The following is a 16,066-nucleotide window of genomic DNA, read 5'->3' on the forward strand; positions in this document are numbered from 1 at the left end:
GCCCTTGTGGATGTTTCTAATTTTTACGAACCGCCAGGATTGACCCCGAAGGCGTGAAGGGGTTCACAGGCTTCGGTATTTTACCTACAGAGTTGAATGCTAGTCGTTGCACGGGGCTTTGGCGAGCGAAACCCTCGCGGAAAGTCAGACGAACGCCTTTATCTCGGCCCCTGCAGGCCAGAGCGAGGGAAGTACCTCGACCAGCGCGGCGGGATCGCCCGAGGTCCAGAAGCGCGTCGGGCCGGCCGGGCCCGCGGCCAGGCGGCCGTCTTGGGTCAGCAGACTGTGCAGGCGACGCGCCACGGCGGCGCCGGTATCCACCAGGATGACCTCCGGCGGCACCAGTTCGGCCAGCAAGGGCCGCAGGAAGGGATAGTGGGTGCAGCCCAGGATCAGGGTATCGCAGCCCGCCGCCAGCAGCGGTGCCAGGAAGCCCTGCAGCAACCGCCGGGTCTCGGGCCCCTGCAGGTCACCCCGCTCCACCTGCTCCACCAGCCCCGGGCACGGCTGGGTGAGCACCTGGGCGCCCAGGGCGAATCTGTCCAGCAGGGCCGCGAACTTGGCGCTCTGCAGCGTGCCGGTGGTCGCCAGCACCCCGACCACGCCGTTGCGGGTGGCGGCCGCCGCCGGCTTGACCGCCGGCTCCATGCCGACGATAGGCCAGGTGGGATAGCGCTCGCGCAGGTCGGCGACCGCAGCCACCGTCGCCGTGTTGCAGGCCACCACCAGGGCCTTGGCGCCCTGGGCGTGCAGCCGCGCGGCGATCAGTTGGCAGCGCTCGCGAATGAAGGCCGGCGTCTTCTCGCCATAGGGGATATGGCCGCAATCGGCCACGTAATGCAGGGTTTCCGCCGGCAGCAGCCGCTGGATCTCCGCCAGCACCGACAGGCCGCCGACGCCCGAGTCGAAGACCCCGATCGGTGCCTCGTCAGCCATGGCGCGCGCCGCACACGGGGCAGCCCGGGTCACGCTTGACGCGCAATTCGCGGAAGCGACTGCCCGCCGCATCCACCAGCAGCAGGCGTCCCACCAGCGGTTCGCCGAATCCGGCCAGCAGTTTCAGCGCCTCCAGTGCCTGCAGGCTGCCCACCAGGCCCACCACCGGCCCCAGCACCCCGGCCTCGCTACAGCTCAGTTCGGCTTCGCTGCCCTCGCCATAGAGGCAGTGGTAGCAAGGGCTGTCGGCGCGGCGCGGATCGAAGACGCTGAGCTGGCCTTCCAGGCGAATGGCCGCGCCACTCACCAGCGGCCGGCCCATGGCGACACAGGCAGCGTTCACCGCGGCCCGGGTGGTGAAGTTGTCGGAGCAATCCAGCACCAGATCGACCGCGGCCACCCGCGCCGCCAGGCTGTCGGCATCCAGCGCCTCGCGCAGCGGCACCAGGCGCACCTCGGGATTAAGCGCCGCCAGCCGCTGCAGCGCCGAATCCACCTTGCCCTGGCCGATCAGGGTTTCATCGTGCAGTACCTGGCGCTGCAGATTGCTCAGATCGACGCGATCGAAGTCGGCCAGGTGCAGCTCGCCGACCCCGGCCGCAGCCAGGTAGAGCGCCACCGGCGAACCCAGACCGCCGAGACCGACGATGAGCACCCTGGACTCTTTCAGTCGCAACTGCCCGGCGATGTCGACCTGGGCCAGCAGGATCTGCCGGCTGTAGCGCAGCAGTTCGCCGTCGCTCAGCATGACCAACGACCACCGCTGATGCGTTCGTGACCACCCAGGTCCTGGCGACTCTCCACTTCGGCGAAGCCTTGGCGCACCAGCAGCTCGCGCACCGCGGAAGCCTGCTCGAAGCCATGCTCCAGCCACAGCCAGCCGCCGGGTTGCAGGTAGTCGGGCGCCGCGACGATCAGGTCGCGGAGGTCGTCCAGGCCATCGCCCCCGGCGACCAGGGCACTGCGCGGCTCGAAGCGCACGTCGCCCTCGTCCAGGTGGCGATCGCTGCCGGCAATGTAGGGTGGATTGCTGACGATCAACGCGAAACGCTGCCCGGCGAGGGCAGCGAACCAATGGCTTTCGGTGAAGCGGACATTGGCCAGCCGCAGTCGCTCGGCATTGCGCCGGGCCAGGGCGACCGCCGCCGGGATGCGATCCACCCCGCTGACCTGCCAACGTGGCCGCTCGTGGGCCAGAGCCAGAGCGATGGCCCCGGTACCGGTGCCCAGATCCAGCACCCGCACCTCGTCCGCCAGTGGCAGGGCCAGGGCGGTTTCCACCAGCACCTCGGTGTCAGGGCGGGGAATCAGGGTGTCGGGACTCACTTCCAGGTCCAGCGACCAGAACCCCTGGTGGCCGAGGATGTAGGCCACCGGCTCACCCTGGCGACGGCGCTCCAGATCGGCCTGGAAGCGCGCCAGGGCCTCGCGCGACACCAGCTTCTCCGGCCAGGTGCGCAGGTAGCTGCGCGGCTTGTCCAGGGCGGCGGCCAGCAGCAGTTCGACGTCGAGGCGGGCGCTGGGCGAGGTGGGCAACTGGGTTTCGCGCAACAGCGCGCCGATGGTGGCCATGGCTCAGTCTCCCAGGGCTGCCAGCTGGTCGGCCTGGTATTCCTGCAGTAGCGGATCTATGACCTGCTGGACATCGCCGTTGACTACCTCGCCCAGGGAATAGAGGGTCAGGTTGATGCGGTGATCGGTGACCCGGCCCTGGGGGAAGTTATAGGTGCGGATACGCTCGGAGCGGTCGCCCGAGCCCACCAGCAGCCGGCGGGTGTCGGACATTTCCTTGTGCGCCGCCGCGTCCTGCTGGTCGTTCAGCTTGGCCGACAGCCAGGCCATGGCCTTGGCGCGGTTCTTGTGCTGCGAGCGCTCTTCCTGGCACTCCACCACGATGCCGGTGGGCAGGTGGGTGATGCGCACCGCCGAGTCGGTCTTGTTGACGTGCTGGCCGCCCGCGCCGGAGGAGCGATAGGTGTCGACGCGCAGATCGGCCGGATTGATCTCGATGGCCTGCTGCTCGTCGGGCTCGGGCAGCACCGCCACGGTGCAGGCCGAGGTATGGATGCGGCCCTGGGATTCGGTCTCCGGCACCCGCTGCACGCGGTGCGCGCCGGACTCGAACTTGAGCTTGGCGTAGACGTTGTCGCCCTCGACCCGGGCGATGACTTCCTTGAAGCCGCCGTGCTCGCCCTCGTTCTCCGAAAGCACCTCGAGGCGCCAGCCCTGGCGCTCGGCATAGCGCGAGTACATGCGGAACAGGTCGCCGGCGAAGATCGCCGCCTCGTCACCGCCGGTACCGGCGCGGATTTCCAGGAAGACGTTGCGGCCGTCGTTGGGGTCCTTGGGCAGCATCATGCGCTGCAGCTCGTCTTCCAGCTCCTGCAGCCGCGCCTTGGCGCTGGCGACCTCCTCCTCGGCCATCTCGCGCAGATCCGGATCGCTGTCCTTGAGCAGCGCCTGGGCACCGTCCAGGTCAGCCTGCACCTTGCGGTATTCGGTGAACGCCTGGCTGACCGGCTCGAGTTCGGCGTATTCCTTGGAATAGGCGCGGAACTGGGTCTGGTCGCTGATGACTTCGGCGTCGCCCAACAGCGCGGTCAGCTCCTCGAAGCGGTCCTGCAGACCGTCGAGCTTGTGCAACAGAGAGGTCTTCATGTCTTGTCCAAACCCTCGTCGAGGGCGAAGAGTTCCTGGGCCAGGGTCAGCGCGTCGACGCGCCCCTCGGCGGATAGTTTCTTGAGCTGCACGCTCGGGGCATGCATCAGCTTGTTGGTGAGGCTGCGCGCCAGGGCCGCCAGGGCCTCCTGGGGATCGGCGCCGTTGGCCAGTTGCCGCTGGGCGCGGGCCAGCTCGTCGTCGCGGATCTGCTCGCCCTGCTGGCGATAGGCCCGCACCACGTCAACCGCGGCGCGCTCGCGCAGCCGCTGCATGAAGTCCTCGACCCCCGCCAGCACCAGCTTCTCGGCGGCCTGGGCCGCGCCCTGGCGACTCTTGAGATTCTCGGCCACCACCTCGTGCAGATCGTCCACCGTATAGAGGTAGACGTCCTCCAGCTCGCTCACCTCGGGCTCGATGTCGCGCGGCACGGCGATGTCGACCATGAAGATGGGCTTGTGCCGCCGCTGCTTGAGCGCCCGCTCCACCGCGCCCTTGCCGAGGATCGGCAACTGGCTGGCGGTGGAACTGATGACGATGTCGCTGTTGACCAATTCGTCGGGAATGTCGGCCAAGAGCACGGTATGGGCGCCGAATTCCTCGGCCAGGTGGCTGGCGCGCTCCAGGGTGCGGTTGGCGACGACGATGCGGCGCACGCCCTGTTCGTGGAGATGGCGGGCGACCAGGGTGATGGTCTCGCCGGCGCCGATCAGCAGCGCCTGGCTGCGACTGAGGTCGCTGAAGATCTGCTTGGCCAGGCTGACCGCGGCGAAGGCCACCGACACCGGGTTCTCGCCGATTGCCGTGTCGGTGCGTACCGCCTTGGCGGTGTTGAAGGTGGCCTGGAACAGCCGTCCCAGCAGGGGGCCGACGGTGCCGGCCTCACGCGCCACGGCGTAGGCCGACTTGAGCTGGCCAAGGATCTGCGGCTCGCCCAGCACCATGGAATCCAGGCCGGCGGCCACCCGCATCATGTGCCGTACCGCGGCTTCGTCCTGGTGCAGGTAGATGCTGGCGCGCAGATCCTCCAGGGGTACCCGGTGGTACTGGGCGAGCCAGGCGAGCACCGCTTCCGCCAGGGTCGGCTCCAGCTCCAGATAGAGTTCGCTGCGGTTGCAGGTGGAGAGAATGGCGGCTTCCCGGCTGTGGGTCGCCTGTTCCAGCTGGCGCAGGGCCTCGACCGTCTGTTCCGGGGTGAAAGCCACGCGTTCGCGCACCTCAACCGAGGCGGTCTTGTGATTGATGCCGAGCGCGAGAAAGGCCATGGACGCAAGCAGTCGAACGGGTGGGAAAGCCGAACATTGTCCTACGCGCGCGCTGTGGCGACAACCAGCAGCGACGAGCCGTCGGACAATCGCCGTCATAGCCTGGGCGAATGAATCTTGCCGGGCAAAAGGCGTCAACAGCCTCGACCACCGCACTTCCCGGCCCGCCGCTGCGCATGGGCGACGCGGCAGGGACAACTCTTGTGGCATGATGGACCGACTGTAAAAAGGCCGCCCCGACCCTATGACCAGATACCTTGCGCTGCTGACGACCGCCCTGTTGCTCGCCGGCTGCCAGAACCTCGGCCGCCAGCCGACGCCCGCCGCCGCCATCCCGCCGCCCACCGCCAAGACCAGCACGCCGCAACCGGCCGGCTCCTTCCGCGAAGACACCCTCTACGACCTGCTGGTCGGCGAGCTGGCCGGCCAGCGCAACCGCTTCGACATCGCCCTGACCAACTACGTCGAGCAGGCCAAGTCGACCCAGGACCCGGGCGTGGCCGAACGCGCCTTCCGCATCGCCGAATACCTGGGTGCCGATACCCCGGCGCTGGAAACCGCGCAGATCTGGGCTCGCAACGCGCCGGACAACCTCGATGCCCAGCGCGCCGCCGCCATCATGCTGGCCCGCGCCGGGCGCTACGACGAATCCATGGCCTATATGGAGCGCGTGCTCCAGGGCCAGGGCGATACCCACTTCGATTTCCTCGCCCTGTCCGCCGCGGAAACCGACGAGACCACCCGCGCCGGCCTGCTCAAGAGCTTCGACCGGCTGCTGACCAAGTACCCGCACAACGGCCAGCTGCTGTTCGGCAAGGCGCTGCTGCTGCAGCAGGACGGCCGCCCCGACGAGGCGCTGAAACTGCTGGAGCGCAATCCGGCGGCCAAGCGCGAAGTCGCCCCGCTGCTGCTGCGTGCGCGCCTGCTGCAGAGCCAGGACCGCAGCGCCGAGGCGCTGCCCCTGCTCGAAGCCGGCATCCGCCAGCACCCGGAAGACCGCCGCCTGCGCCTGGCCCATGCCCGGCTGCTGGTGGAACTGGATCGCCTGGACCAAGCCAAGCGCGAATTCGCCGAGCTGGTCGCCCAGTTCCCGGATGACGACGACCTGAGATTCTCCCTGGCGCTGGTCTGCCTGGAGGCCCAGGCCTGGCGCGAAGCCCAGGTCTACCTCAAGGAGCTGATCGACCGCGGCAGCCATGTGGATGCCGCGCACCTCAACCTGGGGCGCAGCTACGAGGAACTCGACCAGCCCGACCAGGCGCTGGCCGAATACACCCAGGTCGGCCCGGGCACCGACTACCTGGCCGCCCAGCAGCGCCAGACGGAAATCCTGCTCGGCGCCGGGCGCGTCGCCGAGGCGCGTCAACGCCTGGCCGAGGCGCGCAAGCGCCAGAGCGAATACGCCGTGCCGCTCTACCTGCTGGAAGTCGAAGGCCTGGCCAGTGCCGACCAGACCGCCCTCGCCGACCAGACCGTGCAGCAGGCGCTGCAGCAATATCCCAACGACCTCAACCTGCTCTACGTCCGCTCCATGCTGGCGGAAAAGCGCGGCGATCTCGGCCAGCTGGAAAGCGACCTGCGCTACATCATCGCCCACGACCCCGACAACGCCATGGCGCTTAATGCCCTGGGCTACACCCTCGCCGATCGCACCCCGCGCCTGGACGAGGCGCGCCAGTTGATCGACAAGGCGCACCAGCTCAGCCCGGACGATCCGGCCATCCTCGACAGCATGGGCTGGATTCGCTATCGCCAGGGCCAGCTGGCCGACGCCGAGCGCTATCTGCGCCAGGCCTACGAACGCTTCCCGGATGCCGAAGTGGCGGCGCACCTGGGTGAGGTGCTCTGGGCCCAGGGCAAGCGCAGCGAAGCGCGCAAGGTCTGGCGCGTGGGCCTCGACGCCGACGCCGACGACGCCATCCTGCGCAGTACCCTCAAACGCCTGACTGGAAGCGAAACCCTCCGATGATCCGCGTGCGTACCCTCTTCACCCTGTTCCTGCTCGCCCTACTGGCCGGTTGCGCCAGCACCTCTCGCCAGGAGGCCGTGGAAGGCCAGGGCAATGCCGCCCAGTGGCAGGCCCACAAGCAGCGGATCGCCGCCCTCGACGGCTGGCAGATCGACGGCAAGGTCGGCATCCGCGCCCCGCGCGATTCCGGCAGCGGCACCCTGTTCTGGCTGCAGCGCCAGGACTACTACGACATCCGCCTGGCCGGCCCCCTGGGGCGCGGCGCCACCCGCCTCACCGGGCGCCCGGGCGCCGTCACCCTCGACGTCTCCGGCCAGGGCAGCTACCAGGCCGATTCCCCCGAGGCCCTGCTGGAACAGCAACTCGGCTGGCGCCTGCCGGTCTCGCACCTGCTCTGGTGGGTGCGTGGCCTGCCGGCCCCGGACAGCCGCAGCCAACTGACCCTGGACGCCGACAGCCACCTGGCGCGCCTGGTACAGGACGGCTGGACCGTCGAATACACCCGCTACACCGAGCAGAACGGCTATACCCTGCCGGAGCGCCTCAAGCTCACCGGCAAGGACCTGGAAGTCATCCTGGTGGTGAAGACCTGGCAGCCGCGCGAGCTGGGCAAATGACCGCGACACCCGCCTTCACCCTGCCGGCACCGGCCAAGCTCAATCTGTTCCTGCATATCCTCGGCCGCCGTCCGGACGGTTACCACGAACTGCAGACGCTGTTTCAGTTTCTCGACTGGGGCGACGACCTGGGCTTCGCCGGACGTGACGACGGGACCCTGCAGCTGCACGACGGCCTCCCCGGCGTCGCCCCCGAGCAGAATCTCATCCTGCGCGCGGCCCGCCTGCTGCAACAGGAGAGCGGTACCCGCCAGGGCGCCGACCTCTGGCTGACCAAGCGCCTGCCCATGGGCGGCGGCATCGGCGGCGGCAGCTCGGACGCCGCCACTACCCTGCTCGGCCTGAATCATCTCTGGGGCCTGGATGCCAGCCTCGACGACCTGGCCGCCCTGGGGCTGCGCCTGGGCGCCGACGTGCCGGTATTCGTCCGCGGCCAGGCCGCCTTCGCCGAGGGCGTGGGCGAAAAGCTCACGCCCGTTTCGCCTGCGGAACCCTGGTACCTCGTGGCCGTGCCGCAAGTCTCTGTAAGTACAGCAGAAATTTTTTCCGATCCGCTGTTGACACGAGACACTCCCGCCATTAAAGTTTGCGCCGTTCTCGAGTGGACAGGTCGAAACGACTGCCAGAGTACGGTCGAGAAGCGTTACCCAGAAATTCGTAACGCTTTGATCTTGCTAAACAAATTTGTTTCAGCTAGATTAACCGGCACTGGAGGTTGCATATTTGGAAGCTTTCCAAATAAGACCGAAGCTGATACAGTAGCTCGCCAGCTACCAGCATCACTTCCAGGCTTCGTGGCCAAAGGTAGCAACGTTTCCATGTTGCACCGGGCGCTGGCAAGCCTGACCAGAGAATGAGTACAGCTAGTACTCTGCAAGATACAGGGGCGTCGCCAAGCGGTAAGGCAGCAGGTTTTGATCCTGCCATGCGTTGGTTCGAATCCAGCCGCCCCTGCCATTTTCCTTCCAAGACCCACCTCAAGCCGCAGGAACTGCAGCGTGTCCAAGATGATGGTCTTCACGGGGAACGCCAACCCCGATCTGGCACGGCGCATCGTGCGCCAGCTGCACATCCCTCTCGGTGACGTCTCCGTCGGAAAGTTCTCCGATGGCGAGATCAGCGTCGAAATCAACGAGAACGTGCGGGGCAAGGATGTCTTCATCATCCAGCCCACCTGCGAGCCGACCAACGACAACCTGATGGAACTGGTGGTGATGGCCGATGCCTTCCGCCGCTCCTCGGCTACCCGTATCACCGCAGTCATCCCCTATTTCGGCTATGCGCGCCAGGATCGCCGTCCGCGTTCCGCGCGGGTCGCCATCACCGCCAAGGTCGTGGCCGACATGCTGACCGTGGTGGGCATCAACCGGGTGCTCACCGTCGACCTGCATGCCGACCAGATCCAAGGCTTCTTCGATATTCCCGTGGACAACATCTACGGCTCCCCCGCCCTGGTGGACGACATCGAAGACCAGCGTTTCGAAAACCTGATGATCGTTTCCCCCGATATCGGCGGCGTGGTCCGTGCACGTGCCGTGGCCAAGAGCCTGGGCGTGGACCTGGCGATCATCGACAAGCGCCGTCCCAAGGCCAACCAGTCGGAAGTGATGCACATCATCGGTGACATCCAGGACCGCACCTGCGTGCTGGTCGACGACATGGTCGACACCGCCGGCACCCTGTGCCACGCGGCCAAGGCCCTGAAGGAACACGGCGCCGCCAAGGTGCTGGCCTACTGCACCCACCCGGTGCTGTCGGGTCGCGCCATCGAGAACATCGACAACTCCGTGCTGGACGAGCTGGTGGTGACCAACACCATTCCGCTGTCCGCCGCGGCCCAGGCCTGCAGCCGCATCCGCCAGCTGGACATCGCGCCGGTGGTGGCCGAAGCCGTACGCCGCATCAGTAACGAAGAATCCATCAGCGCGATGTTCCGTTAAGGGACAGCCGCTCTGGAAGCGCCCCGGAAGGCCGTGATGGCCTACCGGGGCTTTTTAGTCGGTAGGGTCGTGGAACTGGTCGCAAGTTCGCGTCCCGCCGATTCCTTATCCTGGAGATTCACAATGGTTGATTTCACTCTGAATGCCGAAGTGCGTTCCGACCTGGGGAAAGGTGCGAGCCGCCGCCTGCGTCGTAACGCCGGTAACGTTCCTGCCGTGATCTACGGTGGCGACCAGGCCCCGACCTCCATCACCCTGGTAGGCAAAGACCTGGCCAAGATGCTGGAAAGCGAAGCCGCTTACTCCAGCGTCATCACCCTGAAGGTCGGTGGCAGCAACGAAAGCGTCCTGGTCAAGGCCCTGCAGCGTCACCCCTCCAAGGGCTACGTCCTGCACGCCGACTTCCTGCGCGTCGTCGCCGGTCAGAAGCTGACCGCCCACGTCCCGCTGCACTTCATGAACCAGGAATCCTCCGTGGGCGTGAAGCAGCAGGGTGGCGAGATCCTGCACACCATCAACGAAGTCGAAGTTTCCTGCCTGCCGAAAGACCTGCCGGAATTCATCGAAGTCGACATGGCCAAGGTCGAGCTGGACCAGATCGTTCACCTGAGCGACCTGGCCGTTCCGGCTGGCGTCGAGCTGGTGTCCCTGGCCCACGGCAGCGATCTGCCGGTTGCCAGCATCCACCTGCCGCGCATCCGTGAAGAAGCCGAAGACGGTGCTGCCGAAGAAGGCGCTGCCGAGTAATATCTCGCACGCCTGACCGAGAAGGGCTCCTGACATGACTGCCGTCCAACTGATCGTCGGCCTGGGTAATCCGGGCCCCGAATACGACCAGACCCGGCACAATGCAGGGGCCCTTTTCGTTGAGCGACTGGCAGCCGCCCAGGGCGCGAGCCTGGCTGCCGAGCGCAAGTATCATGGCCTCGTGGGGCGCTTCCGCCACGCGGGCAACGATGTTCGTCTGCTGATCCCTACCACCTACATGAACCGCAGCGGCCAGGCCGTGGCGGCGCTCGCCGGCTTCTTCCGCATCCCGCCGGCGGCCATCCTGGTGGCCCATGACGAACTCGACCTGCCACCCGGCACCGCCCGCCTCAAGACCGGCGGCGGCCATGGTGGCCACAACGGGCTGCGCGACATCATCGCCCAGCTCGGCAATCAGAACGGCTTCCAGCGCCTGCGCCTGGGCATCGGCCATCCGGGGCATGCCAGCCTGGTTTCCAACTTCGTGCTGGGCCGCGCACCGCGCAGCGAGCAGGAACTGCTCGACAACAGTATCGACGCCGCCCTTGAGGTGGTACCGGAGCTGCTCTCCGGCGACCTGACCCGCGCCATGCAACGCCTGCACAGCCGCAAGGCCTGACCTACCCTACCCTCTTCCTTTTCTTCCGCGAGGACACACACCATGGGATTCAATTGCGGCATCGTCGGCCTGCCCAACGTCGGCAAGTCCACCCTGTTCAATGCCCTGACCCAATCCGGTATCGCGGCGGAAAACTTCCCCTTCTGCACCATCGAGCCCAACAGCGGCATCGTGCCCATGCCCGATGCGCGGCTGAACGCCCTGGCGGAGATCGTCAAGCCCGAGCGGGTGATCCCCACCACCATGGAATTCGTCGACATCGCGGGGCTGGTGGCCGGCGCGTCCAAGGGTGAAGGCCTGGGCAACAAGTTCCTCGCCAACATCCGCGAGACCGACGCCATTGCCCACGTGGTGCGCTGCTTCGAAGACGAGAACGTCATCCACGTGGCCAACTCGGTGGACCCCAAGCGGGACATCGAGGTGATCGACCTGGAGCTGATCTTCGCCGACCTCGACAGCTGCGAGAAGCAGCTGCAGCGCGTGACCCGCAACGCCAAGGGCGGCGACAAGGAAGCCCTGGCACAGAAGGCCCTGCTGGAACAGCTGATTCCCCACTTCGAAGCCGGCAAGCCCGCCCGTAGCCTGCTGAAGGGTATGGACGAGGAGCAGAAGCGCCTGGTGCGCAGCTTCCACCTGCTGACCAGCAAGCCGGTGATGTACATCGCCAACGTCGCCGAGGATGGCTTCGAGAACAACCCGCACCTGGACGTGGTTCGCGCCATCGCCGAAGAAGAAGGCGCCGTGGTGGTGCCGGTGTGCAACAAGATCGAGGCGGAAATCGCCGAACTGGACGACGACGAGGAAAAGCAGATGTTCCTCGAGTCCATGGGCATGGAAGAGCCGGGCCTGAACCGGGTGATCCGCGCCGGCTACGAACTGCTCAACCTGCAGACCTACTTCACCGCCGGGGTGAAGGAAGTCCGCGCCTGGACCGTCCGCGTCGGCGCCACCGCGCCCCAGTCGGCCGCCGCCATCCATACCGACTTCGAGAAAGGCTTCATCCGTGCCGAAGTGGTGGCCTATGACGACTTCATTGCCTTCAAGGGCGAGAACGGCGCTAAGGAAGCCGGCAAGTGGCGCCTGGAAGGCAAGGACTACATCGTCAAGGACGGTGATGTCATGCACTTCCGCTTCAACGTCTGATCAAATACCCGAATCTTGCTGGACGAACCCTCTCAGGCATGCAGCCTGAGAGGGTTTTTCTTTTCTGACGGATGCATTAGCCATGGCTGGATTGCCAGCCGAGGCGATGCCGCTCATCAGCTCGATCATGACTGTGCCGTCAGCAGGTCGGTTACCTGGATGCCGCTGAACCAGTGGCACATCGCTCGACGAACCAGCTCCCGACTGTCGCTAGCGCCGCCCTTTGCAGTGACCTAACGGGAGCCTGGAGGCAGTCAAGCCCTCTGCTTGGGATACAATCACTGACCTTTGTGTCATCACGACTGGCGCCTGCCCAAGGGTGCCCACAAGAGATTCAGCAATGCCCCTTACGCTGCAACAATTGGAACGTCACCTGTTCAAGGCCGCCGATATTCTGCGCGGCAAGATGGACGCCTCGGAGTTCAAGGAATACATCTTCGGCATGCTGTTCCTTAAGCGTTGCTCCGATCTATTCGAGGAACGCTACGAGCAGGTTGTTGCCGCTGAGATAAGTGCCGGCAAGAGCAAGTCCGAGGCCTGTGCTACAGCGGAAAACCCACGCTGGTATAAGCTCCACGGCAATTTCTGGGTGCCCACGCATTCGCGGTTCTGGTATCTGCGCAACGAAGCGCACATCAATGTTGGCAGCCTGCTGAACAAGGCGTTAGGTGGTATCGAAGACAACAACACCTCCTTGAACGGAGTGCTCGATCATATCGACTTCACTCGCAAGGTCGGTCAGAGCAAGATTCCCGATCAGAAGCTGCGCCAACTCATTACCCACTTCAGTGAAGTACGACTGCGTAATAGCGACTTCGAATTTCCTGACCTCTTGGGGGCCGCTTACGAGTACCTGATTGCGGAATTCGCCGATTCGGCTGGCAAAAAAGGCGGCGAGTTTTATACGCCGCGTTCGGTGGTACGGTTGATGGTGAATCTGCTCAAGCCAACCCTCGAGCACGACATCTACGACCCCTGCTGCGGCTCGGGCGGTATGTTGATTGCCGCCAAGGAATATATCGAAGAACACGGCGAGGATGGTCGTAAGGCCAACCTGTTCGGCCAGGAATTCAACGGCACCGTCTGGTCCATCGCGCAGATGAATATGTTGCTGCACGGCATCAGCAACGCTTGGCTGGAGAACGAAGACACTCTGGCCGATCCAAGGCATATCGAAGGTGGCGAACTGCGCCGCTTCGACCGCATCCTCACTAACCCGCCGTTCTCTATCAACTGGGGTCACACCGAAAAGAATCCGGATGGCAGCCTGGCCTGGAACCCAACCTTCCGCGAGATACGTTTTCCCTTTGGCGAGGTGCCGCTGGGCTCGAAAAAGGCCGACCTGATGTTTCTCCAGCACATGCTTGCCGTCACTCGCGACGAAGGCATGATCGCCACCGTACTGCCCCACGGTGTGCTGTTCCGGGGTGGTGAGGAGCGCGGCATTCGCGCCGGCATCATCGAGAACGATCTGCTCGAAGCGGTGATCGGCCTGCCGGCCAATCTGTTTTATGGCACCGGCATCCCGGCCTGTATTCTGATCCTACGTCAGCAAAAGCAGGAGGGCGCCAACCGCATCAGCAGCAAGCCGGCCGCTCGCCAGGGTAAGGTGCTGTTCATCAATGCCGACCGCGAATACTTCGAGGGCCGGGCGCAGAATTACTTACTGCCAGAGCACATCGAGAAGGTCACCACTGCCTACGATGAATTTCGCCGGATCGATGGACTCAGCGATGTGGTGGATATTGCCACCTTGCGCGCCAACGACTACAACCTGAATATCCGCCGCTATGTGGATAACGCACCGCCACCGGAGCCCCATGATGTAAGGGCCCACTTACTGGGCGGTGTGCCCAAGGCCGAAGTCGAGGCGAAAGCATCCCTGTTCGCCGCCCATGGCCTTGATCCAAACGACCTCTTTGTCGAGCGCGATGCCCAGTATTTCGACTTTCGCCATGAGCAGAGCCGCCGCGCCGACCTCAAGCCGGCCATCGAAGGCAATGCCGGCCTGTTGGCAAAGGAAGCTACCCTGCGCGATACCTTCGAGACCTGGTGGCACCTGCATAGCCCGCGTATCACTGCCCTGGCGGGCAAGTTGGATAACAGCGCCGCCCTGGTCGAGCTGCGCGGCGAGCTACTGAACAGTTTTAGCCAGACCCTGGAAGGCATCGGCCTGCTCGATCCCTTCCAGGTCCGCGGCATCGTGGCCGGCTTCTGGTACCAGAGCAAATACGACTTTCTTGGCCTGATGGCCCGCGGCAGTCGGGGCGTGGTGGATGCCTGGCGTACCAGCATCATCACGGCTCTGGAAGACAAGACCAGCAAACAAAGCCCGCTGGAACACAAGCTGGTGAAATTCCTGCTCGGCGATTTCGTCGCCGGGCTGGCCGAGCTGGAAGCGAAAAAGGCCGAGCTGGACAGCCAGCTCAAGACCGCCGCCCCCAGCAAGGGGGAAGATGCCGACGAGGCAGACGGCCAAGCGGACGCCGATGACGAGGAAAATCCCATCGACGAAGCCCAGCTCAAGGCCTGGAAGGCCGAGCTGGCCAAGGTGAAGAAGCAGCTCAAGACCCAGCAGGAAAACTTCGCCAGCCATCTGAACCAGGCCGTCGACGGACTGGACGAGGCGCAGGCCGCCGAGCTGTTGCTAACCATTCTGCATGACGATATGCAGGCCATCGTCGAGCGCTATATCGCCGCCCAGCGCAAGCAGATCGTTGCTGCCTTCGAGAACTGGTGGGACAAGTATCGGGTGACGCTGAATGAGATCGAACAGAGGCGTGACGCGGCAGCAGTGGCGCTGCAGGGATTTCTGAAGGGCTTGGGGTATGTCTGAGTGGGTCAACGGAACACTGGCAGACGCCATAGCGTCACTCGATGCCGGTGTCAGCGTGAACGCGGAGGATCGTCCCCATGGCGCGGGCGATATCGGCGTGCTGAAGACCAGCGCTATCAGCGGTGGAGCGTTTCGTGCCGAACAGAACAAGACCGTTCTCCAGCATGAACGCAGGCTAGTAGCTGAGCCCGTAGAGGCTGATTCCATTCTGGTCAGCCGAATGAATACACCTGCTCTGGTTGGTGAATCCTGTTACGTGCGCGAGGCGCACCCCTCACTCTTCCTGCCGGACAGACTCTGGCAGCTAAAGCCAAAGGATCGGGCGCAGTTAAACATGCGCTGGCTTTCGTTCGTGCTGCAGTCTGCTGACTATCGCCGCTACGTCGAAGTACATGCGACCGGCACCAGTGGCAGCATGAAAAATCTGCCCAAGTCAAAGCTGCTGGCTCTTCCTGTTCAATATCCGGCGACAGCAGAGCAGACAGTCATCGCCCAAATCCTCAACACCCTCGACACCGCCATCCGTGAAACCGAGGCGCTGATTGACAAGCTCAAGGCCGTCAAGCAGGGCCTGCTGCACGACCTGCTGACCCGTGGCATCGACACCAACGGCCAACTACGCTCGCCACAGAGCGAAGCGCCGCAGCTCTACAAGGAGTCGCCGTTGGGCTGGATTCCGAAGGAGTGGAATGTCGTAACGTTGGGTGAGGTACTTAGCGAGCTAGGTCAGGGATGGAGCCCTGATTGCCCATCCGAGCCGGCTGGGGTCGGTGAATGGGGCGTTCTTAAGACGACCTCAGTCGTGTGGGGGGGATACAACGAAGACGAAAATAAGCAGCTACCCGCCCCATTTAAGCCGCGGCCTGATCTTGAGGTTAAAAGTAATGACATTCTGATCACCCGTGCAGGGCCCAAAAGTCGTGTTGGAGTTGTGGTTCATGTGCCGTCCACACGTTCTCAACTGATGATCTCAGACAAGATCTATCGCTTGCGGCTGTTGGGTTCTGAGGTGCCAGCTTACTTTGCCTTGGCGCTATCAGCAGAGTACATGCAAAGTGCGATCTCTCGAACAGTCACCGGTATGGCTGAGTCACAGACGAACATATCTCAAAGTGTCATTAGAGGGCTTGCAATCCTGCGCCCTATGCGAGAAGAGCAACACGCAATCGTCGAACATACCAGAGCTTTTGACGAGAGGTTAAGAGCCGAAGCACTTAGCCTTTCTAAATTGCGGGAACAGAAAAATGGCCTTATGGATGATCTACTAACCGGCCGAGTCCGCGTCACCCCGCTGCTGGAATCCACGCAACAAGCTGCTGCACCAACGGGAGCCTGA

The 16,066-nt window shown here is 64.4% G+C and carries 15 protein-coding genes and 1 tRNA gene; 10 read left to right on the plus strand and 6 right to left on the minus strand.

The genetic code is table 11. The features are described from left to right. Positions 1–144: 144 nt before the first annotated feature. From murI to hemA, 5 genes are read right to left on the minus strand one after another with little or no spacing between them, the layout of a single operon-like run. A complete protein-coding gene (murI, locus tag ACYJP6_RS16800; protein ID WP_459476144.1) occupies positions 145–936 on the minus strand; it encodes a glutamate racemase in 792 nt (263 codons plus the stop codon). Next, positions 929–1,684, minus strand: a complete 756-nt coding sequence (locus ACYJP6_RS16805) for a molybdopterin-synthase adenylyltransferase MoeB (RefSeq protein ID WP_459476145.1) — start codon at positions 1,682–1,684, stop codon at positions 929–931. The genes murI and ACYJP6_RS16805 overlap by 8 nt, the downstream gene beginning before the upstream one ends. Then, complete coding sequence (gene prmC, locus ACYJP6_RS16810) at positions 1,678–2,508, minus strand: peptide chain release factor N(5)-glutamine methyltransferase (protein WP_459476146.1); 831 nt, start codon at positions 2,506–2,508, stop codon at positions 1,678–1,680. Before prmC ends, ACYJP6_RS16805 begins: the two co-directional genes overlap by 7 nt. Positions 2,509–2,511: 3 nt before the next feature. Continuing rightward, a complete protein-coding gene (prfA, locus tag ACYJP6_RS16815; protein WP_459476147.1) occupies positions 2,512–3,594 on the minus strand; it encodes a peptide chain release factor 1 in 1,083 nt (360 codons plus the stop codon). Beyond that, positions 3,591–4,859 carry a glutamyl-tRNA reductase gene (gene hemA, locus ACYJP6_RS16820; protein WP_459476148.1) on the minus strand — a complete coding sequence of 423 codons (1,269 nt, stop codon included), beginning with the start codon at positions 4,857–4,859 and terminating at the stop codon, positions 3,591–3,593. Before hemA ends, prfA begins: the two co-directional genes overlap by 4 nt. 244 nt (positions 4,860–5,103) lie before the next feature. Between hemA and ACYJP6_RS16825 the strand changes: the two genes are divergently transcribed. The 8 genes from ACYJP6_RS16825 to ychF all read left to right on the plus strand — a co-directional run bounded on the left by ACYJP6_RS16825 (position 5,104) and on the right by ychF (position 11,894). Beyond that, a complete protein-coding gene (locus tag ACYJP6_RS16825; protein WP_459476149.1) occupies positions 5,104–6,828 on the plus strand; it encodes a tetratricopeptide repeat protein in 1,725 nt (574 codons plus the stop codon). Continuing rightward, a complete protein-coding gene (lolB, locus tag ACYJP6_RS16830) occupies positions 6,825–7,445 on the plus strand; it encodes a lipoprotein insertase outer membrane protein LolB (RefSeq protein WP_007161555.1) in 621 nt (206 codons plus the stop codon). Before ACYJP6_RS16825 ends, lolB begins: the two co-directional genes overlap by 4 nt. Continuing rightward, the gene (gene ispE, locus ACYJP6_RS16835) at positions 7,442–8,302 is read left to right on the plus strand and encodes a 4-(cytidine 5'-diphospho)-2-C-methyl-D-erythritol kinase (protein WP_459476150.1); all 861 of its coding nucleotides are present in this window, start codon (positions 7,442–7,444) and stop codon (positions 8,300–8,302) included. The genes lolB and ispE overlap by 4 nt, the downstream gene beginning before the upstream one ends. Positions 8,303–8,327: 25 nt before the next feature. Then, positions 8,328–8,402, plus strand: a tRNA-Gln gene (locus ACYJP6_RS16840). A gap of 41 nt (positions 8,403–8,443) precedes the next feature. Next, positions 8,444–9,385, plus strand: a complete 942-nt coding sequence (locus ACYJP6_RS16845) for a ribose-phosphate pyrophosphokinase (RefSeq protein ID WP_007161553.1) — start codon at positions 8,444–8,446, stop codon at positions 9,383–9,385. Positions 9,386–9,508: 123 nt separating this feature from the next. After that, complete coding sequence (locus ACYJP6_RS16850) at positions 9,509–10,132, plus strand: 50S ribosomal protein L25/general stress protein Ctc (RefSeq protein WP_459476151.1); 624 nt, start codon at positions 9,509–9,511, stop codon at positions 10,130–10,132. A gap of 34 nt (positions 10,133–10,166) precedes the next feature. Beyond that, positions 10,167–10,751, plus strand: a complete 585-nt coding sequence (gene pth, locus ACYJP6_RS16855) for an aminoacyl-tRNA hydrolase (protein WP_459476152.1) — start codon at positions 10,167–10,169, stop codon at positions 10,749–10,751. Positions 10,752–10,793: 42 nt separating this feature from the next. Further along, positions 10,794–11,894, plus strand: a complete 1,101-nt coding sequence (ychF, locus tag ACYJP6_RS16860; RefSeq protein WP_459476153.1) for a redox-regulated ATPase YchF — start codon at positions 10,794–10,796, stop codon at positions 11,892–11,894. Here ychF and ACYJP6_RS16865 read toward each other — a convergent pair whose 3' ends face one another. Then, a complete protein-coding gene (locus tag ACYJP6_RS16865; protein WP_459476154.1) occupies positions 11,895–12,023 on the minus strand; it encodes a hypothetical protein in 129 nt (42 codons plus the stop codon). It lies immediately after the preceding gene. Between the two features lie 211 nt (positions 12,024–12,234). On the opposite strand from ACYJP6_RS16865, the gene ACYJP6_RS16870 reads away from it, so the two are divergent. Beyond that, entirely contained in the window at positions 12,235–14,730 is a 2,496-nt protein-coding gene (locus ACYJP6_RS16870) for a type I restriction-modification system subunit M (RefSeq protein WP_459476155.1), read from the plus strand. Beyond that, on the plus strand, positions 14,723–16,066 hold the full coding sequence (locus ACYJP6_RS16875; RefSeq protein ID WP_459476156.1) for a restriction endonuclease subunit S: 1,344 nt from the start codon (positions 14,723–14,725) through the stop codon (positions 16,064–16,066). The genes ACYJP6_RS16870 and ACYJP6_RS16875 overlap by 8 nt, the downstream gene beginning before the upstream one ends.

This window comes from Pseudomonas sp. No.117 (assembly GCF_054558395.1).